Origin of the sequence: Virgibacillus litoralis (genome assembly GCF_017873675.1) — a bacterium.
Classification (GTDB): Bacteria; Bacillota; Bacilli; order Bacillales; family Amphibacillaceae; genus Lentibacillus; species Lentibacillus litoralis.
In genome coordinates this window covers 1-25,225 of sequence record NZ_JAGGKK010000013.1, presented here as the reverse complement: position 1 = coordinate 25,225, position 25,225 = coordinate 1, and the positions used below count along the sequence as shown (strand labels likewise).

Genomic DNA, 25,225 nt, shown 5'->3' with positions numbered 1-25,225 from the left:
TAAATAATAAAAACACTTTATCACATGAAAGCCAAAAACAAAAGAGGAAAGAACGCCAGATATTCTCTAATGGCGTTCTTTTCTCTTAATAGGCTGACGATAATTATTTCTTGGATGAACAATGCTTGGACGCTCGTTAGAGAATGGAACTGGCACACGTAGTACAATTTGAAGCATTGCCCTTGGATTAAATGGTATGAAGGGCCAAAAATACGGCGTTCGCAATGATTTTAGCTGAATTAGAAATAATATATACAGCGTAAATCCTATTACAAATCCAAGTAAACCAAATATTCCTGTTATAATAACCAAGGTGAATCGGACAAGTTTATTGGCCACGCTTAGTTCGTAGCTTGGAGTTACATAGGTGCCAATTGCACTTACTGCAATATACAGTATTACTTCTGGGCCAAACATTCCAACATCAATAGCTATCTGACCTATTAATACTGCTGCAATTAACCCCATCGCGGTAGATAATGGTGTCGGTGTATGGATGGCTGCCATACGTAAAAACTCTACACCCAAATCAGCAAGAATAATTTGAATCGCTATTGGTATAGTACCTTCTTCCTGAGGACCAATAAATGACAGTTCTTTTGGTAATAATGTTGGTTCCATTACAAATAACAGCCAGAATGGAAGAAGAAATATTGAAGCCATAATAGCCAAAAAACGCGTCCATCTAATAAAAGTTCCTATCGCAGGAGCTTGGCGAAATTCTTCGGCATGCTGAACATGATGAAAAAATGTTGTTGGTAAAATAATAACACTTGGAGATGTATCTACGATTAATAAAATATGCCCTTCCAGCACATGGTTGGCTGCAACATCTGGCCGTTCTGTATATCTTACTAATGGATACGGGTTCCATTTCCGTTCAACAATAAATTCTTCAATCGTCTTATCTGCCATTGCTATACCATCAATTTCAATTTCGTTAATTCTGTCTTTTACTAACTTAATAAGCCCTTCATCAGCAACATCCTTAAGATAGCAAACACAGAGATCGGTTTTAGATCTTTCACCAACCTTCAACATTTCATGGCGTAACCTAGCATCGCGTATTCTTCGCCTTGTTAAAGCAGTATTTTCAATAATATTCTCTGTGAATCCATCTCTGGATCCTCTAACTACATGTTCTGTATCCGGTTCCGCCGGTGTACGTCCCGGGTAATTCCTGACATCCACCACAAATGCATACTTTTCACCATCAACAAATATGATAATTAGACCAGATAAAAGCTGATCAACTGCCTCATCCATTGTCTTGCTCTTTTCTAATTGCTGATGTACTATACGATTTTCAATAATTTCAGGTACTTTTTTTAGATTGCTTTCATTATCATTAATCTCTATGAGTTTTTTAATTATTTCCTGTACAAAAGAAGTATCGCAAAGACCAGTAAGGTAATAAATTTGAATCTTCTTTTTTAAAATTATAATCTCACGAAAACCCAAATCGAATGATGAACCAATACCTATTCTATCTTTCATGTATGCTTCAGTTTTGTCTATCTTTGGGGAGACGGGACTATTCATATTTTCTTGTTCCATACCAATACACTCCACTCTTAAAGAACTATCGAACAAAAATTGTCCATTGGAAAATGGATCCTGCAATTTTACCAAATACTATAGCCATTAATAGCCATAATAATTTATCGTCCATCCGCAATCGTTTAGATATTATAGGAAATACGTTTAATACTTCCGTTAAAGCAGCGGCAAGCATTCCGTTGAAGATTCCGTGGAAGCAACCCCACAGTATCAATATAATGACTGGTTGATCCCAGGTCACATCAGCAAACGACATATATGTTCCAAACAATGATCCAATTATAACGCTAGCAATATATACTTGAACCAAACTCTCTGTTCGGCTCAATTGAATTAATCTAGGAATAATACCAAGAACTGTTAAAAAGGCAACAAATCCGCTACCAACTGCCAAACCACTTGCTAAACCAATTGCTATTTCGAGAACATTAATGATAAGGTTTTGTATCATTTAACTTATTTTCATAATAACTGACATATTGATCGAGATTTTGCTGGTAGTTAAATATTTCTACCTCAAGTGGACTTGGCTCTTCATTAAAGCGTTTGGTAAACCAATGATTAAAAAATAACAGCATTCCTATTCCTAACCCAAATGAATATGGTATTTGAATCCACAATGGGTATTTGCTCTTTTCACCGGTTAACAAAAAATGTAGCTTTTGTTGTACTTCCTGCATGCTGACATCATAGTGAAAGTTCATAATAGTCATTCCAGTACCGATGAAAAGTAGCAACCAAACAATAGACACTATCACTAAATTTGGGGGCTTTTTGTGTTTCTTGATTCTGACAATAGTGTAGGTTGGTCCGACGAGCTGGAATTCTAGGTTTTCGTGAAGATCCCTTAAATGATCAATCACTAAAAAGCTGTCAATTATGACGATATTTCGATCCTTTTTAGTAATTCGATATAAAGTTGTTTTTTCCAATGTCCTTTTTAATGGAGAGGAAGCTGAAATGTATGCAATGTCCTTTAGAGTTAACTCCTTTAAAAATGTTAATTCCACATTTTTTTTCATGCGCAAATATACTATTTCTGACATGTGGATATCATCCTCTTCGTCGTGGTATATACAATAGTATTAGCTAAAGGTTATTGAATTATCATAAGAAAAACATGGTTTATAGTCTGTTTCTTTTACTTAATACAAACAAATTGTTAACTCTGTTTAAAAAATTAGAAAACCTGGTACTAACCAAGTCCTTAAGCGAATTGGATTAGTAACACTTATACAGTAAGAAATAATTTTCTTAACTGCCAAAAAAAGAATCATCACAAGATTTGTGATGATTCATAATTTGTTCATATTTACTTTCATTTCACGTAAGATTTTCTTTTCTAACCTTGAGACTTGCACCTGCGAAATACCAAGTCTTTCGGCTACTTCAGATTGTGTTTTGTCTTTGTAATAACGTAAGTACACAATTAATCGTTCACGTTCATTTAATCCCCGTATTGCTTCCTGTAATGTTAGTTTATCAAACCATTTTGTGTCTTGATCCGCTATTTGATCTAATAGCGTTATCGGATCACCATCATTCTCAAATACAGTTTCATGTATTGAATGTGGTGATTTTGCGGCTTCCTCAGCATGAACAACTTCTTCTGAAGATATATCTAGGGCTTCCGCAATTTCAAGTACGGTTGGTGATCTCCCAAAATCCTTTGTTAATTCATCTCGTTTTTTACGTATTTTATTTCCGATTTCTTTAAGTGAACGACTTACTTTAATACTTCCATCATCCCGAATAAATCGTTGTATTTCCCCAATAATCATTGGAACTGCATAGGTAGAAAACCGAACATCATAGGTTAAGTCAAATTTATCAATCGATTTTATCAATCCAATGCTCCCTATCTGGAATAAATCATCTGGGTCATACCCTCGATTAATAAAACGTTGAACAACCGACCATACTAGTCTCATATTTTTTTCAACAAGGGTGTCCCGAGCATCTTTGTCACCCTGTTGACTCTTATGAATAAGCTCTTTCACCTGTTCATCCGTGAGTGACTCTTTACGTTTTTGATGTTTAACATTAACATCCATAGGCATCCCTATTTACTAACCATATTACTGAAAGTTAATTGTTTTGTCATGTGAACGGTTGTCCCTTTATCTGGGATTGACTTAACCTCAACGGAATCCATAAAGTTTTCAATGATGGTAAATCCCATTCCAGATCTTTCTAATTCGGGTTTTGATGTATATAATGGCTGTCTAGCTTCATCCACGTCCCCAATTCCAATACCATCATCTTTAATTGTTAAATCCACTTCACCATCCTGAATTACACAGGATATCGAAACAAGATGGTCTGGTTCGTTGTTGTATCCATGGATAATGGCGTTTGTCACCGCTTCCGAAACAACTGTTTTAATTTCCGTTAATTCATCCATAGTCGGATCTAACTGTGCAACAAAAGATCCAACGGCGACTCTGGCAAACGACTCATTTTCACTGACACTTGAAAATTCTACATACATTTCATTATTCATGAAGCCACCCCCAACGTAAATAACGCATGTTCTTCGTTCTCCTCTAACCTAACAATCTTAAACAAACCGGACATTTCAAACAGCCGTCTTACCGGTGTAGAAACTGAACAAACCACCATCTCTCCACCTACTTGTAAAACTTCCTTGTACCTGCCTAAAACTACACCTAATCCCGAACTGTCCATGAATGATACGGACTCTAAGTTTAAAACAACATGTTTTATAGAGTTTGTATACATCATTTCCTTCCAGTTATTTCTTAATGCTTCTGCTTCATGATGATCCAATTCGCCCGACATTCTCACAATTAGTACATCCTGTTTAACTTCAAACATAGTAGATAGACCCATTACGTTTCCTCCTTACATTCTCTTTGTAAGTTATTTTTTCGCTATGAAGCGGGCCAATTCCTGCTATATGACAAAAGAAGAAGCATTTCGACTAAATTAGAATGAATCTTTGCTATTTCACCATATTTTGCACTGACCGTTTAAATAACGTTAAATAAGATGCAATTTTAACATCTTGATCCACAATTAATGGTGATTTAGATACAACTTTATTATTGTTTTTCACAACCAATTGACCAACTTGGCTTCCTTTTTTCATCGGTAGGTCCAAATTAGTATTTAATTCCACTGATGCTTTAATATTACCATCTGGGTCTCCCTTTTTGTGGATGGTACTAACCGATTCTGAAGCCACAATATTTATATCTTTTTCTTCTGCTTTTAATAGTTGCAATGATGTGATGGTTTGACCTTTTTTATATAAATTTGTTGTCTCAAAATGGTTAAACGCATAATCTAGCATTTGTGAAACCGTCGCATTTCTTTCTTTTGTCGTATCAGCTCCCATTACGACTGCAATAACACGCATGTTATTTTTTTCCGCTGTAGCTGTAAGGCAATATTTTGCTTCATTCGTATAACCGGTTTTTAGTCCATCAACACCTGGGTAGAATTTTACCAATTTATTCGTATTTACTAACCAAAATTCATTATCTTGGCCTTTTCTTAAGTAATCTTCATATTTGGATGTATATTCTGTTATAGTTTCGTATTTTAATAATTCTTTTGCCATAACTGCCATATCGTATACGGTACTATAATGATTCTTAGCTGGTAAACCAGTTGTATTTTGAAATAGCGTATTTTCCAGACCTAATTCTTTTACTTTTTCATTCATTTTCTTAACAAATGCTTCTTCACTTCCTGAAATTCTTTCTGCTAATGCGACACTCGCATCGTTCCCTGAAGCTATGGCAATACCTTTTAATAAATCATTTACACTCATTTCTTCTCCAGTTTCTAAAAATATTTGCGAACCTCCCATTGATGCTGCTCGTTCACTGATACGAATGATCTCATCTTTTTTAATTTTATCTTCATCTAGCGCTTCCATTATTAATAACAAAGTCATAACTTTTGTCATACTAGCCGGTGGAAGTTTTTCGTGAGCATTTTTGTCATATAACATTTTCCCTGTATCACGCTCGATTAAAATTGCTGATTTTGCATCTGGAGCAAGATTTAATTCACTATCTGAGCTGTTTTCTTCACCATAAATGGAACCAGTTGTGGCTAGTAAAATCGAAAATATAATACTAGTCATCAAAACAAACTTTTTCATCGCTTTACCTCCAACATTCAATATAATTATAGGCTTACCAATATCTGCCTAATTTATACTTTATAAATTTGATATTTCTGATGATATTTAAGTAAAAAAGGCTCAGGAATTTGTTATGTAGTTTACTTCCGGAATACAAAAATCAAATTTACTGAACTGCTTATTTTCATATAGAGTAGCCCTTATGGTCCTTAGCCGTTTCTTATGGCGTAACCATTTGTGGAATAATAATAGAAAGCGTGGCATTCCTTACATGGATTCTTATGATAGCGTACTTTTTAGGTACCTTTATACTTTGAAGTGCAAGCCATTATAGCGAATGTACAGTTACACTTATGCAGTAAGAAAGTAGTTATACTTAACTGCAAAAAAATAAGCATTAAATTGCTCCTGCAATTCAATGCTCTTCTTTGTTTTAATATTTATATTCCGCATCTAAACTGCGAACTAACTGCTGGAATAATCACTCACTATAAACACTCACCCACCGTCCGGGGTCGATACGGGCGGATGCGCACCTTAGGGCACGGCCTCAGCCTCCTGCGAACACCACTTTAAGGGGTCTTCGGACACGTGCTAACCCCGGGAGTAACCACCCTCCGCTCAGTTAGTTCGTATTTTATTTCAACTACGTTGTGATTTGGTTACTTTGATGAAGCAATAATCATTTAGAAAAACTGCATCTATTATTTTGTTATTGTATCGTATATGAGAGGCTGGGGTTCGACTGACTCCTCTGAGATTGTAATACTTGCATAAAGTTTCTCTTGTACGTCATCAACATCCGCTTGATTCGCATGAATCGTGAGTAATGATTCACCCTCTTTTACAGTATCTCCAATTTTTTTGTGTAGTACGATTCCTACTGCAAGATCAATCTTAGAATCCTTTGTCGCTCTCCCTGCGCCAAGCATCATTGCCGCAGTTCCAATATCATCGGCAATCATCTCTGAAACGTAACCAGACATTTTTGCTGGAAGTTCAACTTGATTAGTAGCCTGTGGCAGAGACTCGGGGTGATTAACCACACTGGAATCGCCGCCCTGCGACTCAAGAAATGTTTTAAACTGTTCAAGCGCTTTTCCGTTATTAAGATTCTCGATTAGACGATTTCTCGCCTCATCGAGAGATTCAGCTTTACCTGCTAATAAAACCATCTGACTGCCTAGTGTTAGACATAACTCAGTTAAATCTTTCGGTCCACTACCTTGAAGCGTTTCAATTGCTTCTTTTACTTCTAAGGCATTTCCAATCGCATTACCCAACGGCTGACTCATATCAGAGATTACCGCCATTGTATTGCGGCCAACTCGGTTTCCGATTGACACCATTGCACTGGCAAGATTTTTGGCTTCGTCTAATTCCTTCATAAATGCCCCGGCTCCAGTTTTCACATCCAACACAATTGCATCTGCACCAGAAGCAATCTTCTTGCTCATGATGGAGCTTGCAATTAAAGGAATTGAGTTAACCGTTGCTGTAACATCACGCAAGCTATATAGCTTTTTATCTGCTGGGGTCAGGTTGCCTGTTTGACCAATGACAGATACTTTATTTTTATTTACAAGATTAACGAATTCCTCACTTGTAATTTCCACATGAAATCCAGGGACTGCTTCAAGCTTATCAATGGTTCCACCTGTATGTCCTAGTCCTCGCCCACTCATTTTAGCTACTGGTACTCCGAGCGATGCCACCAAAGGAGCTAATATTAACGTTGTCGTATCTCCAACACCTCCAGTTGAATGTTTATCTACTTTTATACCAGAAATAGCAGAAAGATCAATTTGATCGCCTGAATTAACCATTGCCGTCGTTAATTGGGCTCGTTCCTCTGCAGTCATATCTTGAAAGTATACTGCCATTAACAATGCACTAACTTGGTAATCCGGAATCTCTCCATTTGTATAGCCATCGATAAAAAATTGAATTTCATCATTTGTAAGTATTTCTCCATCACGCTTCTTTTCAATGATGTCATACATTCTCATATTAATCACCTTTACAATTAGTTTGGTAGTGTGCGAATAATTTCCTTAATAAATTGCAAAAAGTCTTCACGCACTTTTTCTGTTGTTTCAATCACTTCGTTATGCGTTAACGGCTGATCTAGAATTCCAGCAGCCATATTGGAAATACAAGAAATACCTAATACGCGTAAGCCCGCATGTCCGGCAATAATAACTTCCGGTACAGTGGACATTCCAACAGCATCTCCACCTAGTGTCCGTAACATCTTAATTTCTGCAGGCGTCTCATAGGTTGGACCGGTATTACCCACGTATACTCCATTCTGAACAGATAAATTTAATTTTTGTGCGCAGTCCTTAGCATGCTGTATATACGTTTTATCATATACTTGTGACATATCCGGAAAACGTTCGCCCAATTCATCATTATTTGGACCAATTAACGGGTTATCTCCCATGTTATTAATATGATCGTTGATTATCATCAGATCACCAGGGTTATATGTTTTATTAATACCGCCTGCTGCGTTAGTTACAATAATCGAATCTATTCCTAGTTCTTTCATTGCTCGAACAGGAAAAGTAACTTGTTGCATAGAATAACCTTCATAATAATGAAAGCGCCCTTGCATTGCGATTACTTGCTTACCTTCCAGCATTCCAACTACAAGCTGACCTTTATGTCCAGATACAGTTGATTCAGGAAAATGCGGTATGTCCTTGTATGAGAATGTTATAGGATTTTCGATTTTGTCAGCTAGAACACCTAGACCTGATCCTAGAATTAGCCCGATTTCTGGCATTTTGGTTAAGTTTTCTTTAATGAAAGCTGCTGCTTCATTTATTACAGTTTGGTCCATAGAATATCTCCCCTTCTATTTGATAATATTATTTAAAAAACTTTTTCCATGCTTAGGCATCGTTATATTAAAGTTATCAGCAATTGTTGCACCAATGTCAGCAAACGTTTCTCTTATAGGCAGACATTCTCCTTCATCAATATTTTTATGATGGATAAGTAAAGGTACAAATTCCCGTGTATGGTCTGTTCCATGATGTATAGGATCATTTCCATGATCTGCAGTAATTATTAACAAATCGTCTTCCTTAAGCTGGTTTAACACTTCAGGTAATCTTGCATCATAGGCCTCCAACGCTTTTCCATAGCCTTCCGGATCACGACGATGGCCATATTTGGCATCAAAGTCAACTAGATTCAGGAAACTGATACCATTAAAATCGTTCGCCATTGAATCAACTAGCTTCGTCATTCCATCTTCATTATCGGCTGTTCGAATTGCTTCAGTAACCCCTTCTCCATCATATATGTCAGAGATTTTACCTAGGGCAATCACATCAAAATTTGCATCTTTTAACTCGTTCATTACAGTGCGTCCGAACGGCTTCAATGCATAATCATGGCGATTTGACGTACGCTGGAAAGCACCAGGTTCACCGACAAAAGGACGGGCAATAACACGTCCGACCATATACTTTTCATCTAATGTCAATTCTCGGGCAATTTCACAAATTTCATATTGTTCTTCAATAGGAATTATTTCCTCATGAGCTGCAATTTGCAGGACTGAATCTGCTGATGTATATACAATTAGTGCCCCCGTACTCATGTGCTCAGACCCTAACTCATCCAGGATGGCAGTTCCAGAAGCGGGCTTATTTCCTATTACCTTTCGTCCGGTTTTTTCCTCTAGGTCTGCAATTAATTCTGGTGGAAAACCATCTGGAAATGTTCGGAATGGCTGCTGGATATTTAACCCCATAATCTCCCAATGTCCAGTCATTGTGTCCTTCCCATTAGAAGCCTCTTGCATTTTAGTGTAATGCGCACGAGGAGTTGCGTTCTTTTCAATTCCTTTTATTTCTCGAATATTACTGAGTCCTAACTTCGCCATATTAGGCATTTTAAGGCCGTCCATATGTTCAGCAATATGCCCTAGTGTATCTGCGCCTTTATCATTAAACTCTTTGGCATCAGGTGCTTCGCCAATCCCCACAGAATCCAATACAATTAAAAATACTCGTTTAAAATTTTGCATGATAATTACCTCCTGTAACTATGATTCCTACTTTCTCTTATAATATGTTGTCTTAAATTTGTTGTAGGATGTCTGACAACTATAGACAAAAAATTATGCGCGTGGATGATATGACTGATAAATATCTTTTAATCTAGCTTTTGTAACATGAGTATAGATTTGAGTTGTTGATATATCCTCATGCCCCAGCATTTCCTGTACGGATCGTAAATCTGCTCCGTTTTCCAATAAATGCGTGGCAAATGAGTGACGCAATGTATGTGGTGTGATTTTCTTCTTTATACCAGTTTCCACCGCTACACCTTTTAGTATTTTCCAAAAGCCCTGACGTGACAACGGCCTACCATGCTGATTAACAAAAAGAGTATTATCATCAATTTTACGTTTAGTCAGACTCCCTCTAGCATGCTGCAAATAGTCATCCACAGCTTCTTTTGCCATTTCACCAAGAGGAACTATTCTTTCTCTTGAACCTTTTCCAAGACAACGGACAAAACCCATTGTTAAATGAAGATCACTTACTTTTAATGATGTCAATTCTGTCACCCGCAACCCAGTTGCATATAATAATTCCAGCATTGCTTTATTCCTAATCTTCAAAGGTGAGCTACCTTGTATCTTTAATAAAGTTTCAACATCTTGTGTTGATAATACATCAGGAAGCTTTCTCTCTTTTTTCGGTGTTTCAATATGTATACTCGGGTCGTGAACAACCAGTTGTTCTCTAATTAAAAATTGGTGAAATGAACGAATCGATGCAATTGTACGTGCAATAGTAGCAGCCGACTTACCGTCATCCTTTAGTTTATACAAAAAGCCTACTATGTCTGTACGTCCAACGTCATCCCATTTTGTTTTTTGAAGTACTTTTTCAACATACAAAATATATTGCGTCAAGTCTCTTTTATACGATTTTAACGTATTGTCAGATAACCCTCTTTCCACCTGCAAATAGTGAATAAAATCTTCAAAACTAGACTTGAGCATAGTCATTACTCCCCTAATCTAAAGAATAAGTTTAACCGATCAATGAAATCTTCATTAAGATTAAAGACTTTAACAGAATCCCCCTCAGGCAGATCGTACCGGTGTTTTTGTTCATACTCGTCATGCATTGCTCTCAATCCAACGTAAAATAGAAACGTACAAGCTACGAAGATCACAAAAACTTTTATTGTATCCCATATCACATGTTTCATTTGGCATGTCCCCTCTAATAAAGTATCTACTAATAGAAGATATGCCAAAAAAGGATAACAATATACATACAACTATGAAACTAGGGCTATTATAATACATTCCCACATAAAAGTAACCTATTTCCGTATAATTGTAAATTAATATTAAATATTATTGATTAGAAAACTTACCATTCGCCACGCTTTTATACTTCTTCAAAATTAAAAGCCTTTTCACATAAAGAAAAAGGCTTCCCATTATTATTATGATGTTTTAGATTGAACCGCTGTTTCTTGACATTGCTTGCAAACCCCATGAAAAGTTAAACGATGGTCTTTCACCTGAAAGCCCCAATCATTTTCAACTATCTTTTCAACATCTCCAAGTAAGTCATCCACTATTTCCTCTACCGAACCGCATTCTATACAAACCAAATGATGATGGAAATGTTCTGCCCCTTCTTTACGCAGATCATAACGTGAAACACCGTCACCAAAGTTTATTTTATCAACAACTTTTAATTCTGATAATAATTCCAAAGTACGATAAACAGTAGCCAAACCAATCTCAGGTGCTTTCTCTTTTACTAGTAAATATACATCTTCAGCACTCAAATGATCTTCTTCGCGTTCTAATAAAACCCTAACTGTTGCCTCTCGTTGTGGAGTTAGCTTATAACTTTGTGCATGGAGCTGTTTTTTAATTCGCTCTATACGATGTTCCATGGCAAGTCCCCTCCCTAATATCCCCATCTTTATTATAGGCACACTTGTATAGCGTGTCAAAGTATAATTATTATAAACTGTTATCAATAATAATTATTATATAATATTTACTATTGGTTATAAAAGGATTTAATTATTGCCTCCATTGCTTCGTTTGCAACAAACGCCTCTAGTGCCGACGCAACTACTGATGCAGCTAATAATAAAGTGAAAAACATTACGTACTTTCCAAATGGCTTCAGAACGGGTTGGGATATTTTTCGCGAAAATAGCTTACCTAAGAGTGTAAGTGAAAAAATCATCGAAAGACTGCCAGCTATTATATATATTGGTATAATTATAATATTTTGCGGGGCAATTGATAGAGAAGCTAAAAGCAACCCCTTCATTCCAAGCTGATTTACAATAAAACCAACTGAAAAACCAACTACAAGACCTTTTAAAAATAACAATATCCACACGATTGGTAAACCTATAACGGATAATCCCAAAATAAACAATAAAAACAGGTATTTAGCATGATAAAAGAAACTGCTTTTCAGTATTTCCGTGTTTTCTATTTGTTCCTTATCAGCAATTTCACCAAAAAAGCGCTCCAGATAAAAGAATAAATCCTCTTTTTGAGCCCAATTCATACTATTTACAATGATTGCACCAAAAATAACTCCTGTTAAAAATAGTATAATCATAAAAATATAGATTGTCGCATGTTCTTTTACATGATTTACCGCGATAGTTCGTTTATTATACATTGGAATCCTCCATTGCTCATGATTTTCTCTCTAGTTAAAAACTATGAAGAATTCCAGATAAAAATACCAAATTAAGATGTTTTCTTATTCATTATTTTTCAGAAGACGTAATTATATTGCCGTATTTACCACCACCGCCAGCTTTGATTGCCAAGTTACCTTCTCTCATATTTACTATTGTGTTTGCTAGTTTCTCTGGTATTACCTCTTTCAACTCATCCAGTTTAGTATGATGGATTACGTTCATTTCTGTTTGAAAATGCACTAATAGTTTTTCAAACGTTTTTGGTCCAAGCGCAGGTAAGTATTCCAACGGTACTTGATACAAATAAGGCGGACGTGCTTTCACCTCTTTTGCATCCGCCAACTCCTGAATACGGTCAAACACACCTTTTACAATCTTTGTAGATCCACAACTATGGCAATGATCAGCTTCTGGTGTCAATGGTTCTAAACACTGACTACAAACAGTTGTATAATATTTACCCAGGTGTGGATTCATGCCAAAGTTTTTTCTTATCTTTCGACCCTGAACGTTATGCAGCGCCCAATTAAATTCCTGAAATGAAGGATCTTCCATATAAATCTCCTGGTATTCTCTGGCGATTTTTGCTAATGAATGTGCATCAGAGTTAGTTAGAAATGTATAGTCATGCAGTTCCCGTATCTGATCGGCCATTGCTGTATCAGAACTTAATCCTAATTCAATTCCATCAATTAAATCCGGATCGAACACCTCTTTCAGTGATTTTTGTACCCCTTTTCCGTACATACTTTTAAATGGTGTAAACACATGTGCAGGAATAAATATCCCTGAAAGTTCTTTAACTTTATATTGCAGTTCTTTGGCTGTTCCATAATAACGCTGAGAACTTAATGTTATATTTTTCATTTTTGTTGTCAGCCACTCTGAAAATTCCTCAATCATTGCAAGTGTCGGGAAGTAGCATAATACATGAATTTGTCCACGGCAATTTTCGTCATAAACTTCAATTTCAGAACCGAGCAGCAAGGTGACGTTCTCAAACCGTATTCCGCCATCAGATAGTTCATATGCTTTATTTGCCTCGATAAGCTGTTTTATTTCCTGCTGGACTGCTGGAGCATGACTATCGATTACCCCGACCATATGAATTCCTTTGTTCCGACTTGCTTCTTTCAAAATATTTGTCAGGGTTAATGTTTTCGATCCAGTTATTTTTACCGGCTTATTATACATATCCCGTCCAATGTGAATATGCATATCAGCGAAAAATGAATTTAACATTTATTACATCCTCTCTAAAGTCTGTAAATATAGTACTGCATAATTCGTTTTGGCGTCGTGAATTCGTTGTTCTTTTACATATTGAATTGCTTCTTGCAGCGTTAATTCAATTAGCTCAACAAATTCATCGTCATCACCCGCTACTTCATGCTCCAATGGGACAATATTATCCGTTATGTACAAATGCATAATTTCATCTGCAAACCCTGGTGAGGTGTAAAATGATGCCACAAACTGTAACGAATTTGTCGTATACCCTGTCTCTTCTTCTAACTCCCGAATTGCAGTTATTTCCGGCTTTTCACCAGCTTCCAGTTTTCCAGCAGGGATCTCAACTAACGTTTTTTCCAATGGCTTTCGATATTGCTCTACAAATACAATTTTTTTATCCTTTGTAATAGGTATAATTCCCACAGCACCGGGGTGTTTTATCAGTTCACGTTTTGACTTTTTTCCATTTGGCAGTATAACATCGTCTACTTGCAGTTTAACTACTTTTCCATCATATATTTTTTCAGTATGAATTGTTTCCTCTTCAAATTTCTTCACTATTATCATCCTTTTTATTAAAGCTCTTTTCGTAAATTCCGTTGAATTTTTTAATCTCCACTATTAGATAAACTTCGTCATAACATATGGCTCCGGGAAAACGACTATCCAAAGTGGAAATTCTGATACTTATAAGGTTACTGTCCATTCACCACAAGGGATTGGGGGGGCATGTTTTCTAATCAATAACAACAACTTTTAGAAAACGGGCTTTCTAAAATATTACTATCTATTCTATCATACGCGAAATAGTTGTATTTAACAGATGGATATCCTTACAATAAATATAAACATATTCTAAATAACGGGAGGTTAATAATATGAAAAAGAATCAATTAGGACAATCGGATTTATATGTATCTGAACTAACACTTGGCTGTATGTCACTAGGGACAGACACTCAAAAAGCAAGCGAAATTATTAACCAGGCATTAGATACTGGCATTAACCACCTGGACACTGCCGACTTATATGATTTTGGTATGAATGAAGAAATAGTTGGTGATGCCTTAAAAGGTAAACGTGACCAAGTCATTTTAACGACAAAAGTTGGAAATAACTTCGATAAGGCTAAGAAAGACTGGTTTTGGGACCCTTCCAAAGAACATATCAAAGAGGGTGTAAAAGAAAGTTTGCGTCGTTTAAAAACAGACTATATTGATTTTTATATGCTCCATGGAGGCACAATTGATGATCCTATTGATGAATCAATTGAAGCATTTGAGTCGCTAAAAAAAGAAGGCGTAATTCGTGCTTACGGGTTATCATCCATCCGGCCCAATGTTATTCGTGAGTACGTCAGCCGTTCTACTATCGATGGTGTTATGATGCAGTATAATATGCTGGATCGCCGGCCGGAAGAAGAGGTATTAGATTTGCTTCATGAAAATAATATTAGTGTACTAGCCAGAGGTCCATTGGCAAAAGGAATGCTTAGCAACAGCGCAGTAAAACAGATCGAAAAAAAAGGACAGGATGGCTTTTTGGGTTATTCGTTTAATGAACTGAAATTAATTCAGCAAACTATTGCTGAACAATTTAATAATGAGCCTTCCTTCAATGCGTTAGCTCTTAAATACGTATTACAACATCCCGCTGTTGCAACCGCCGTATTCGGAGCAAGTTCAATCAGCCAAGTAACAGATAACACAAATTTTAATACATCCAAAACACTTACCGATGAAACGTATGAAGGATTAAGACAGATTACAAAACCAATGAAATATGCTAAGCATCGATAAGTAGTTCCTTCACTATTACAATCGATTATGAAGTGAAAAAAGTGGCGTCAGGAAAAAATTATTTTTTTGATGCCACTTTTTATTGTCCTTAAACGATATTAGTTATAGTAATAGGCTGTTTTCTAGAAGTTTGTTCTTTTGATACAAAAGATATAAAATGCGAACTAGGAGTTGTGTGCAATAATACCGCTACGGAAATACACTTCGCTTTCCGGGGGCGGCTGTTGAGCCCTCTTCGTGCTGACGCACTCAGATGTCTCATCTAGGCCTTTCCTCCCCCAGGAGTCTACGTGTATTTCCTGCGCTGGGATTTGCTCGTTATAACTTGATAAAATAACAAAATATACATTGTGATGGATAGAGAGTAAAAATTTTTTAAACCATTTAAACTAGCAGCTGGAATATGCGAGACTCCTGTGGGAAAAACAAGCTAGGCGAGACCCCGCAGGCGAGGTACGAGCTGAGGAGGCTCGGCACTTGCCCACGGAAAGGGAGCATATTCCAGCTGCGTGGTTAGAGAAACTTACAAATTTCACTAGTTCGTAGTTTATATCAACTGTGATGGTCAATTAATAACAATCATTATGAAAAGAGCTTAGAAATAAGCACGGAAGAATAAATTCCCATTGATAATATTAGAACATGTGGCATATAATGAGAACAAACGTTCTTATTATTGAGGTGAAAATACGATGGATTATTCCAATTACCCGCGAAACGATGTTCTGTGCATCGATATGCGCTCATTTTATGCAAGTGTTGAAGCCATAAAATTAGGGCTGGATCCAATGACGGTTCAACTTGCTGTAGTTGGGGACCCAAATAGACCGGGCAGTATTGTCTTAGCTGCTTCCCCGGCATTAAAGAAAAAGCACGGTATCAGCAATGTCAGCCGATTTTTTGAACTGCCTAAAGATCCAAAAATTGTCATCGTTCCCGCACATATGGCTGATTATCTTCAAGTTTCCATGGAGATCACTAAACTTATTAATCAATATGTGCCTAAAGAAGCTATCCATCAATACTCTGTTGATGAAGTCTGGGTTACTGTCAATGGGCTTGAAAAGCTATTTGGAGATCGGTGGCAAGTAGCACGGTTAATAAAACAGGATATCCTGGAGAATTTCGGTATCACTTGTTCAATTGGTATAGGTGATAATAAATTTCTGGCAAAGGTAGTTATGGATTTACATGCTAAACAAGTTGGGATTGCTGAATGTAAATATGAGGATGTAACAGAAAAACTATGGCCTTTTCCTATAGAAAAGATATGGGGCATTGGCAGCAGAATGAAGCGGAACCTTAATAGGATGGGGATTGTCAATCTTGGGCAGCTTGCCAACGCTGAGTTAAAGTATCTGAAGAAGCGTTTTGGAATAATGGGAGAACAGCTTTATTGGCATGCCTGGGGTGTTGATTTGAGCCCTGTTTTTGGAAATTTTACAAAAACCGAACAAAAAGGATTTGGTCATGGGATCTCTTTATTACGTGATTACTCCGGAGAAGAAGTTGCGATTTGTATTCTCGACCTTTGCGAAGAGGTGTGCCGCAGAGCAAGAACTGCGGGTAAAGCCGGGAGAACCATTCACCTTGGCGTTTCCTATTCCAAAGTAACAGGTGGTGGCTTTAGCCGTTCAAGATCTGTTACGCTTCCGACAAATAATACAATGGACATTTATGATATCTGCATGCAGTTATATAATGAATTTTATGATGGACACAGTGACATTAGGCATGTATATGTGACCCTGGATAAGCTTTATGATGATGCTGAAACCCAACTCGATTTATTTGATGACAAGCCTAAGAAAAAGGATATTGGCTATGTAATGGATTCAATCCGTGATAAATACGGATCGACCGCAATACTGCGAGCAACCAGCTATACTGACGCTGGAATTACCATTGGGAGAAGTAAGAAAATTGGCGGGCACCAAGCATAATAGTTTAGAAAACTTGGCTTATCGCCAAGCTTTAATAGATAAGCCAAAGTTGCACTTAAGCAGTAAGATAGGATTTACACTTTCTTAACTGCGAACAAAAAGTCACTTCTATTTTTGATTAAATTGTTTTCTCAAACTCTTTTCCAGTGCCCGTGGAAATAGCTGATAAAATTTACTTCCCATCTCCATCCACCAGGGTAGATTTATTTCCCGTTTTTTCGTAAATAGATACTTCACAATATTGCCGGCAACTTTATCCGGGTCAAGCATATAACGTTCAACACTCTTTTGGTAGTTCCCGCTTGGGTCTGCTGTTGTGAAGAAGTTCGTTCGAACAGGCCCAAGATTAACTGCAGTAACATGGATATTTTTACTGGAGATTTCCAGACGAAGCGCATTAGTAAACCCAAGTACCGCATGTTTGGTTGATGCATATATAGCAGATTTTGGCGTGGCAATCTTTCCAGCCTGTGACGCTATATTTACAAAATGCCCTTCCTGATTCTGTGAAAAATGTGGCAAAAGAAGCTTAGTTCCACGCATTAACGCAAACACATTCAATTGAAACATGCGCTCCACATCCAACCACTGTATATCCCTGACATAGTCAAAGACACCTGCTCCAGCGTTATTAATTAATCCATGTATTTGTGTGTGTTCTGATAAAACCTGTCTGATTACTTTTTCCAATTCATCTGCATTGAGCAAATCTACTTGGTACACATCACTGGATATATCAAAAGTCTGGTTAATCAGCTTTTGCTGATTTTGCAACTTCTCAATCGAGCGAGCAAGCATGATGGGAGTGCCACCATGCTTAGCAATATGCCAGCATATTCGTTCTCCGATGCCACTTGATGCACCTGTGACGATAATTTTTTTATTTGTAACTTTATTCTGCATGATAGTAATAGACACCATCTTTTAACGTTTTTCCAACAACGCCTTTGTCTTCCAGATAATCTAGCTGACCAATCGTTTCTGAGATTGTCAAATCCAATTGTTTTTCATATTGTTTCGGAAAAATCTGCTTGCAAAGTTCAAATGGCGTTTGCGTCTTTTCTACTAAAAGCTTATAGACATTATTTGCACGTTTCTCCTGTTTTTCCATTTGAACAGGTAATAACGCATCAATATCCGAAAAAACATCTCCATGTCCAGGGAATACCGTTTTAACCCCCAGTGACAGACATTTATTTAGGTTTGTTCGATACTGAAGCATTGGCCGAGGTCGATCTTGCGTAACCTGTTGTGGTGGTTCAAGAAGCGGATTTGGTGTAATATGATGTAAAAGATGATCACCACCAATAAACGCTCCATCGCTGTCCCTAAAAAATGATAAATGACTTTGGGCATGGCCCTTTGTATCAATGACCTGCCAATCCTCATGACAAGGTAAAATATCTCCTTCGTCAATTACCTTGGTTACTTGTCCCAGGCCAGCATAGTTCAACGGTGCACGTAACTTATTTAAAACAGCACTATATTTCGATGGTACTCCACATTTGTTAAAAAGGTCCTTGAAAAATTCTTCATAATATGAAAAGAAAGCTTCATCCCTTGTTAACCATGGATTTACATTTTTATGTGCTACAATATTTTCAGCTCGGGGAAATTGTTCAATTAATCCAATATGATCCGGATGATGATGTGTTAGAATAATTTGTTCGATATCTCCAGGTGCATATCCCAGCTCTTTTAACTGCATTTTTAATGCATCCCAGGCTTCTTTTGTTTTAACACCTGCATCAACAAGCGAAAGGGTCTCCCCTTTTAGAAGGTATACATGTGTGTCACCTACTGCAAAAGGTGTCGGTATTGTTAATTGACTGATTGTTTTATCTAATACTTTCATAAATTAAAATCCTCCAAAATGAATGACCATTCAGTTATTATCCTATTGTATCCTTTTTAGAGGATAAAGTCACACTATTAATTCCTGTTTTTTTCAAATAAGTGATGAATCGCCTCTGTTAATATGGACGGCAAGTACTCAAAGCTATAAGTTAATTCCAATCGTTCCGTCCACTGATGGGGATCTTTTCCTAAAGGACCAATATTCAATATAGGCATCGTAAGTTGCTCCATGATATCCTCCGGGAAAACAAACCCATTATTTTGCAGAGGCATATTGGTAGTTAATTGATTTAGTTTACTTCTGGATGAAACAGGACCAAGATAACTTAAATCTGAAAGCCCAGTAAAAAACTCCGATACAGTTAAATCCATGTGATAATTCTTATTCGTATATTCTTTTACGTGATTCATCACATCTTTTATATAAGGATCATTATAAGAAGAAACTGCTGGATAGAACGGCGGACTGTAAAATAATATAATCATAGGTGCTAAGTCCTTGCACATTGCAGCCAATTCCTGTACCAAAAGCGTGGAGAAGTCACGATCACCTTTGTCCCTCTGGCTTACAAGTAAATTTTGAATTCTAATAATTTCTTCCTCACCATAGCGTTTTAGTGCCTCCGCATACAAATCTTCATACATCATCACATTCACATTCCATGCTGGCATTGAAAAGTCATCGGCAATACTGGCAAATTTATATGCTTTCTGATGAACATAATCTTCAATTTCACGTGCAGCTGTTTGTGCACCAGTTAGTAGTTTTTCATTTAATTCCTTAAACGTTTGCTTCAAATACAATACGTTATACATAGAGATTGCGGCATGAGGTGTCTGCACAGAATAATTTTCCTTTAGGTCACGTTGCATTAAGCTTACAGGCGGTGGTGTGACCTCATCTTCTATTTTTTCAATAAAAGATTCATTTAATTCGAGCTGCTGCGAGAGAAAACTTGTCATTAAATTTGGATTCAGACCTGCAAATGGTTCACCAACGTGGGATTCTTTTCCATAACAGTAAAATCCGGGCAAAACCTTTCCAATCGAACCAGTATAGACATAATATGCAGGATCCCCTGGATATTTACTAAACATGGGTTCCCCATTCAGGCAAGCATTGTATGTTAGATTTTCTTCGTCTTTTAATTGGTTTAAAACTGGCAAAGCGGTTAACATTCCTTGTGAATTCACCTCTTCATCAGGAACGCTCAACAATAATATATTGCCATCAAACTCACCATCTATTGCCTTTTCAAGCATGGAGAAATGCAAAGAGAGTCCAGCTTTCATATCCATCGAGCCGCGTCCAAATAGCCAGTCTCCAGATGAGAAATCGTTTTGCACTGCTTCAGGCAAATCCTCTTTTAGATGCTTCATTTCTCTCGTCAGTTCTCTGGGGTGAAATGCAAGGTTTTGTAATGAACCATAATCCTCCACACCAACTACATCAAAATGGCTCAACAAAATAACTGTTTCAGAAGTATTATTACCTTTTACCAATGCCGTTAACAGGCGTCTTCCATCATCTAATGGATGTAATTTTAAATGATTCGGGTTATCTTGAAAGTACTTTTTTTGTGACAATAAATGCTGTAAATATTCTGCAACAGCAATTTCAGCATTACTCCCTGTAACACTTTGATGATTGACAAGTGAACATAACAAATCAGTTAATTGTTCCTTAGTCTGCCAGATTTTCATATAACTCCTCCTAAATAAATTGACTTATTGCAAAAAATAAAACAGAATTTAACAAGAGGTGAAACAATTGATAACTAAAATTATAGCACATCGAGGTGCCAGTGCTTTAGCACCTGAAAATACAATGGCTGCCTTTAAACTCGCCTATGAACAAGGTGCTGAAGGAATCGAAACAGACGTACATCTGACAAAAGATGATATACCAGTATTAATCCATGATGAACATGTTAAACGAACAACCAATAGTACCGGATACATAAAAGATTATACCTTTGACCAATTAAAACAGCTTGATGCGGGTTCCTGGTTCTCAGTAAAATATGCTGGCTCTGCAATAATTTCTTTGGAAGAATTTCTTATTTGGATTAAGGATAAGGCGTTATGTTTAAATATTGAGTTGAAAAATAATAAAATAGATTATAAGAATCTTGAGAATATCGTGTATGAGATGGTATCACACTACCAGTTACTGAATCGTACCACATTATCAACATTTAATCGGAACAGTGTAGAACGGTTGAAACCCTTTAATGGTAACATTGGTGTAGCTTTGTTAACATCAAAGCGAAGTAAAAATCTTGTGTCGTACACTAAAGAGTTAGGTGCAAATGCAATACATATTAAATATCGGTTATTAAATCAGCTATTTATTGATAAATGTCATCAGGAAAAAATGGCTGTTCGAGTCTATACGATTAATAAACCAGCACATATGGCACGCTGCTTCAAAATGTCCTGTGATGGCATTTTTACCGATGTTCCACACAAAGCACTACAGTATCAGGAACTATTTAAACACAAGCCAACGTAATATACTAGGAGGAATTTTAAAATGACCAAACTATTTTCACCGATTGACTTTAAAGGAATTAAATTAAAAAACCGTATTACCATGTCTTCTATGTGTATGTATTCGTGCATGGAGCAAGATGGAAAGATAACTCCATTCCATGAAACACATTATATATCACGTGCCGTCGGCCAAGTTGGTTTAATTTTAACGGAAGCGGCTGCTGTTCAGCCAGAGGGTCGTATTTCACATGAGGATTTAGGTATCTGGCATGACGATCATATTGAAGGGTTAAAAAGGTTAAACGAGCAAATTCATAGCTATGGATCAGCTACTGGTGTTCAACTGGCACATGCCGGGAGAAAAGCAAGACTTGATTCTGCAATATATGCTCCCACTGCACTAGCATTTAATGAGTCATCCAAAACACCAACTGAAATGACTACTGAAGACATTGAAGAGGCAATTGATGCTTTTAAGGATGGAGCAAAACGAGCGAAGGAAGCAGACTTTGACATCATAGAAATTCACGCAGCGCACGGCTATTTAATTAATCAGTTCCTTTCTCCATTAACAAACAAGCGTGAGGACGAATATGGTGGTAATCCTGAGAATTGTTATCGCTTCTTGTCTCGAATTATCGATAGAATCAAATCCATCTGGAACGGACCTTTATTTGTTCGAATATCTACTGACGAATATAACGAGCAAGGAAACACACTGGAAAACATTCTGTACTTCTCTAAACAAATGAAACAACAAGGTATAGATTTAATTGATTGCAGTTCCGGTGGAGTGGTTCCAGCATCCATTTCACCTTATCCAGGTTATCAGATCAAGCGGTGTGAAACGATTAGACGGGAAGCATCTGTAGCTACAGGAGCAGTCGGATTAATTACAAGTGGTATTCAAGCTGAAGAAATAGTCCAGAACGATCGCGCTGATCTTATATTTGTGGCCCGTGCTTTATTACGAAATCCATATTGGGCAAAAACAGCTGCTGATGAATTAGGTCACTCACTTGAACCAATAAAACAATATGAACGAGGATGGAATTAACATGGAGTTAATATTTCTTGGTACTGGTTCAGGTGTTCCGTCAAAGAACCGAAACGTATCATCGATGGCTTTAACATTATTACAGGAGCAAAATAGCATATGGCTGTTTGATTGCGGAGAAGCGACACAGCACCAAATACTGCGAACATCGATCAAACCGCGCAAAATCAATAAAATTTTCATCACACATATGCATGGAGACCATATTTATGGCCTCCCAGGACTGTTAAGCAGCAGGTCCTTTCAGGGTGGAGACGATTTGCTGACCATATATGGACCACAGGGAATTAAAGAATATGTTGAGACATGTCTTAAGGTAAGCGGAACACATTTGACCTATCCGCTTTCCATTGTTGAAATAATAGAGGGCATAGTCTTTGAAAATGAACAAGTTATAGTCTCCTCTAAAGAACTGGACCACGGGATACCAAGTTATGGATTTCGCATTGAAGAAAAAGATAAACCGGGCGAACTGTTGGTAGACAAGTTAAAAGAGTTAGGTATTGAACCAGGTCCTATTTATCAACAAATAAAAGAGAATGATGTGGTAAAAACGCAAGAAGGACAGGTTATTCATCGCCCTAATTTTCTTGGCCCCGACAAAAAAGGACGTGTTATAACCATTTTTGGTGATACACGGTCAACACATCAATTTAAAACATTTGCAGAAGGGTCGGATGTACTTGTACATGAGGCAACATTCGACGATTCAAAAGCTGACTTAGCACAGCAATATTTTCACACGACGACTAAACAAGCTGCCTTCCTTGCAAAAGAGGCTCATGTCAAAAAGCTCGTATTAACTCATGTATCCTCACGCTATCAAAAAGATGATTTTGAAGACCTGGCAAAACAGGCACAAGAGATTTTTCCGAACACAGAACTTGCCTCTGACTTTCATAAAGTTACAGTAAACTCTAGATAAAGGGAGTGCTTTACATGGAACAAATTGAAAAACTAGTTAACAGGCAGCGGGATTTTTTTCATAATGGGAAGACATTGGACTATTCTTTCCGTAAAAATCAGCTCAAAGCTTTAAAGCGTATGCTGAAAAATTATGAACAGGAAATTTATCGAGTGCTGAAGGATGACTTGAACAAATCCGAACATGAAACATTAACCACCGAACTTGGATTCCTCTACGCGGAAATTGATTTCGCAGTTAAGCAACTTAAAAACTGGATGGAACCTGAAAAGGTTGATGCACCAATTACCCACAAAGGGACAAGTAATTATATTTACAAAGAACCTTATGGAGTTACATTGGTTATCGCACCATGGAATTATCCACTTCAGTTAGCAATTGGTCCAGCCATAGGCGCGATTGCAGCAGGTAACACTGTTGTGTTAAAACCATCAGAATTTACGCAATCCACATCTTCATTGCTTGCCGAAATGATCGATGAAACATTTGATTGCTCCTTTTTTACTGTTGTTGAAGGTGCAAAAGAAACCAGTCAGCAATTATTGGAACAACAATTCGATTACATCTTTTTCACTGGTAGTTCAGCTGTTGGTAAAATTGTTATGCAACAAGCAAGTAAGCATTTAACCCCGGTAACATTGGAATTGGGTGGAAAGAGCCCTGCTATCATAGATAAAGATGCAAACATTGACCTTGCAGCAAAACGGATTGTATGGGGGAAATTTACGAATGCAGGTCAAACCTGTGTCGCACCAGATTATCTGTATATTCATGAAAAAGTTAAACCAAAACTGTTAAAAGCGATGAAAAAACATATAAAAACATTTTACAGTAAGAAACCACTTCAAAACGATGACTATACTCGAATTGTTCACAAAGAACATTTTAATAGATTGCAGGCATTCCTAGCTGATGGTGAAACTGTGTATGGTGGTAGTGTATATGAAGAGAAGCTATCCATTGAGCCAACTATTTTAGATAATATCACCTGGGATCATTCGATTATGCAGGAAGAAATATTTGGTCCGCTTTTGCCGATGCTAACATTTAGCGAACTTGATGATGTCATTACAGAACTAAAGCAGATAGATAAACCACTAGCACTCTATTATTTTGGAGAAAAAGAAAAATCTCAGCAAAATATACTAAAAAATGTATCCTTTGGCGGCGGATGTATTAACGATACACTTTATCATCTGGCTAATCCACACCTTCCTTTTGGTGGTGTTGGAAATAGTGGAATGGGTACTTATCATGGCAAGTACGGCTTTGACACATTTTCACACAAGAAAAGTATACTAAAACAAACTACTAAGTTTGATATGCCGTTACGATACCCAGGTAGCAAGATTGCGCATTCACTGGTGAAAAAAATTATGAAATAAATGCATAAATAAACGTGTTGCGGATCCTCGTTCACTAGCCTTGCAAATAAATTAACAAGTGATAAGTAGGTTGTGGATATTTAAGAGGATTTTCTAATTTTATGGGGTGTGTAAAATTTTTCCAGTT

At 37.0% G+C, this 25,225-nt stretch carries 25 protein-coding genes; 6 read left to right on the top strand and 19 right to left on the bottom strand.

The annotated features are described in order from the left end of the window. Nucleotides 1-66: 66 nt before the first annotated feature. The 16 genes from J2Z82_RS11875 to J2Z82_RS11800 all read right to left on the bottom strand — a co-directional run bounded on the left by J2Z82_RS11875 (nucleotide 67) and on the right by J2Z82_RS11800 (nucleotide 14,194). Complete coding sequence (locus J2Z82_RS11875) at nucleotides 67-1,557, bottom strand: spore germination protein (protein WP_209481010.1); 1,491 nt, start codon at nucleotides 1,555-1,557, stop codon at nucleotides 67-69. A gap of 25 nt (nucleotides 1,558-1,582) precedes the next feature. Further along, nucleotides 1,583-2,011, bottom strand: coding sequence for a stage V sporulation protein AB (locus J2Z82_RS11870; RefSeq protein ID WP_209481009.1), 429 nt, complete (start codon nucleotides 2,009-2,011; stop codon nucleotides 1,583-1,585). After that, a complete protein-coding gene (locus J2Z82_RS11865; RefSeq protein WP_209481008.1) occupies nucleotides 1,989-2,606 on the bottom strand; it encodes a stage V sporulation protein AA in 618 nt (205 codons plus the stop codon). Before J2Z82_RS11865 ends, J2Z82_RS11870 begins: the two co-directional genes overlap by 23 nt. Nucleotides 2,607-2,855: 249 nt before the next feature. Then, nucleotides 2,856-3,614 carry an RNA polymerase sporulation sigma factor SigF gene (gene sigF, locus J2Z82_RS11860; RefSeq protein ID WP_209481007.1) on the bottom strand — a complete coding sequence of 253 codons (759 nt, stop codon included), beginning with the start codon at nucleotides 3,612-3,614 and terminating at the stop codon, nucleotides 2,856-2,858. Between the two features lie 8 nt (nucleotides 3,615-3,622). Next, nucleotides 3,623-4,063, bottom strand: a complete 441-nt coding sequence (gene spoIIAB, locus J2Z82_RS11855; RefSeq protein ID WP_209481006.1) for an anti-sigma F factor — start codon at nucleotides 4,061-4,063, stop codon at nucleotides 3,623-3,625. Then, nucleotides 4,060-4,413 (bottom strand): anti-sigma F factor antagonist, encoded by a 354-nt coding sequence (spoIIAA, locus tag J2Z82_RS11850; RefSeq protein WP_209481005.1) that lies wholly within the window; start codon nucleotides 4,411-4,413, stop codon nucleotides 4,060-4,062. The genes spoIIAB and spoIIAA overlap by 4 nt, the downstream gene beginning before the upstream one ends. Before the next feature lie 112 nt (nucleotides 4,414-4,525). After that, nucleotides 4,526-5,695 carry a D-alanyl-D-alanine carboxypeptidase family protein gene (locus J2Z82_RS11845; RefSeq protein ID WP_209481004.1) on the bottom strand — a complete coding sequence of 390 codons (1,170 nt, stop codon included), beginning with the start codon at nucleotides 5,693-5,695 and terminating at the stop codon, nucleotides 4,526-4,528. 686 nt (nucleotides 5,696-6,381) lie between these two features. Continuing rightward, nucleotides 6,382-7,686 carry a pyrimidine-nucleoside phosphorylase gene (locus tag J2Z82_RS11840; RefSeq protein WP_209481003.1) on the bottom strand — a complete coding sequence of 435 codons (1,305 nt, stop codon included), beginning with the start codon at nucleotides 7,684-7,686 and terminating at the stop codon, nucleotides 6,382-6,384. Nucleotides 7,687-7,703: 17 nt separating this feature from the next. Continuing rightward, a complete protein-coding gene (locus tag J2Z82_RS11835) occupies nucleotides 7,704-8,525 on the bottom strand; it encodes a purine-nucleoside phosphorylase (RefSeq protein WP_209481002.1) in 822 nt (273 codons plus the stop codon). A 15-nt stretch (nucleotides 8,526-8,540) separates the two neighbouring features. Continuing rightward, on the bottom strand, nucleotides 8,541-9,722 hold the full coding sequence (gene deoB, locus J2Z82_RS11830) for a phosphopentomutase (RefSeq protein ID WP_209481001.1): 1,182 nt from the start codon (nucleotides 9,720-9,722) through the stop codon (nucleotides 8,541-8,543). 93 nt (nucleotides 9,723-9,815) lie between these two features. After that, nucleotides 9,816-10,709, bottom strand: coding sequence for a site-specific tyrosine recombinase XerD (xerD, locus tag J2Z82_RS11825; protein ID WP_209481000.1), 894 nt, complete (start codon nucleotides 10,707-10,709; stop codon nucleotides 9,816-9,818). Nucleotides 10,710-10,714: 5 nt separating this feature from the next. Continuing rightward, nucleotides 10,715-10,921, bottom strand: coding sequence for a DUF4227 family protein (locus J2Z82_RS11820; RefSeq protein ID WP_209480999.1), 207 nt, complete (start codon nucleotides 10,919-10,921; stop codon nucleotides 10,715-10,717). A gap of 243 nt (nucleotides 10,922-11,164) precedes the next feature. Further along, nucleotides 11,165-11,626: a ferric iron uptake transcriptional regulator gene (gene fur / locus J2Z82_RS11815; protein WP_209480998.1), complete on the bottom strand. Its 462-nt coding sequence runs from the start codon at nucleotides 11,624-11,626 to the stop codon at nucleotides 11,165-11,167. 110 nt (nucleotides 11,627-11,736) lie between these two features. Next, the gene (spoIIM, locus tag J2Z82_RS11810; RefSeq protein ID WP_209480997.1) at nucleotides 11,737-12,378 is read right to left on the bottom strand and encodes a stage II sporulation protein M; all 642 of its coding nucleotides are present in this window, start codon (nucleotides 12,376-12,378) and stop codon (nucleotides 11,737-11,739) included. A gap of 91 nt (nucleotides 12,379-12,469) precedes the next feature. Then, on the bottom strand, nucleotides 12,470-13,645 hold the full coding sequence (locus J2Z82_RS11805) for an endonuclease Q family protein (protein WP_209480996.1): 1,176 nt from the start codon (nucleotides 13,643-13,645) through the stop codon (nucleotides 12,470-12,472). Between the two features lie 3 nt (nucleotides 13,646-13,648). Continuing rightward, nucleotides 13,649-14,194: an NUDIX hydrolase gene (locus tag J2Z82_RS11800; protein ID WP_209480995.1), complete on the bottom strand. Its 546-nt coding sequence runs from the start codon at nucleotides 14,192-14,194 to the stop codon at nucleotides 13,649-13,651. A gap of 320 nt (nucleotides 14,195-14,514) precedes the next feature. Here J2Z82_RS11800 and J2Z82_RS11795 point away from each other — a divergent pair, with 320 nt between their 5' ends. After that, the gene (locus tag J2Z82_RS11795) at nucleotides 14,515-15,435 is read left to right on the top strand and encodes an aldo/keto reductase (protein WP_209480994.1); all 921 of its coding nucleotides are present in this window, start codon (nucleotides 14,515-14,517) and stop codon (nucleotides 15,433-15,435) included. A 692-nt stretch (nucleotides 15,436-16,127) separates the two neighbouring features. Continuing rightward, nucleotides 16,128-17,378 carry a DNA polymerase IV gene (locus J2Z82_RS11790; protein ID WP_209480993.1) on the top strand — a complete coding sequence of 417 codons (1,251 nt, stop codon included), beginning with the start codon at nucleotides 16,128-16,130 and terminating at the stop codon, nucleotides 17,376-17,378. Between the two features lie 108 nt (nucleotides 17,379-17,486). Here J2Z82_RS11790 and J2Z82_RS11785 read toward each other — a convergent pair whose 3' ends face one another. The 3 genes from J2Z82_RS11785 to J2Z82_RS11775 all read right to left on the bottom strand — a co-directional run bounded on the left by J2Z82_RS11785 (nucleotide 17,487) and on the right by J2Z82_RS11775 (nucleotide 20,939). Further along, nucleotides 17,487-18,281, bottom strand: coding sequence for an SDR family NAD(P)-dependent oxidoreductase (locus tag J2Z82_RS11785; protein WP_209480992.1), 795 nt, complete (start codon nucleotides 18,279-18,281; stop codon nucleotides 17,487-17,489). After that, entirely contained in the window at nucleotides 18,271-19,233 is a 963-nt protein-coding gene (locus tag J2Z82_RS11780; RefSeq protein ID WP_209480991.1) for an MBL fold metallo-hydrolase, read from the bottom strand. Before J2Z82_RS11780 ends, J2Z82_RS11785 begins: the two co-directional genes overlap by 11 nt. A gap of 77 nt (nucleotides 19,234-19,310) precedes the next feature. Beyond that, nucleotides 19,311-20,939 carry a M20/M25/M40 family metallo-hydrolase gene (locus J2Z82_RS11775; RefSeq protein WP_209480990.1) on the bottom strand — a complete coding sequence of 543 codons (1,629 nt, stop codon included), beginning with the start codon at nucleotides 20,937-20,939 and terminating at the stop codon, nucleotides 19,311-19,313. Nucleotides 20,940-21,006: 67 nt separating this feature from the next. On the opposite strand from J2Z82_RS11775, the gene J2Z82_RS11770 reads away from it, so the two are divergent. Genes J2Z82_RS11770 through J2Z82_RS11755 form a run of 4 tightly spaced genes read left to right on the top strand, consistent with a single transcriptional unit; the run spans nucleotide 21,007 to nucleotide 25,098 of the window. Beyond that, entirely contained in the window at nucleotides 21,007-21,750 is a 744-nt protein-coding gene (locus tag J2Z82_RS11770; RefSeq protein WP_209480989.1) for a glycerophosphodiester phosphodiesterase, read from the top strand. Between the two features lie 21 nt (nucleotides 21,751-21,771). Then, nucleotides 21,772-22,788, top strand: coding sequence for an NADPH dehydrogenase NamA (gene namA, locus J2Z82_RS11765; protein ID WP_209480988.1), 1,017 nt, complete (start codon nucleotides 21,772-21,774; stop codon nucleotides 22,786-22,788). A 1-nt stretch (nucleotide 22,789) separates the two neighbouring features. Continuing rightward, nucleotides 22,790-23,713: a ribonuclease Z gene (rnz, locus tag J2Z82_RS11760; RefSeq protein WP_209480987.1), complete on the top strand. Its 924-nt coding sequence runs from the start codon at nucleotides 22,790-22,792 to the stop codon at nucleotides 23,711-23,713. Between the two features lie 14 nt (nucleotides 23,714-23,727). Next, nucleotides 23,728-25,098, top strand: coding sequence for an aldehyde dehydrogenase (locus tag J2Z82_RS11755; RefSeq protein WP_209480986.1), 1,371 nt, complete (start codon nucleotides 23,728-23,730; stop codon nucleotides 25,096-25,098). The last annotated feature ends 127 nt before the right edge of the window (nucleotides 25,099-25,225 follow it).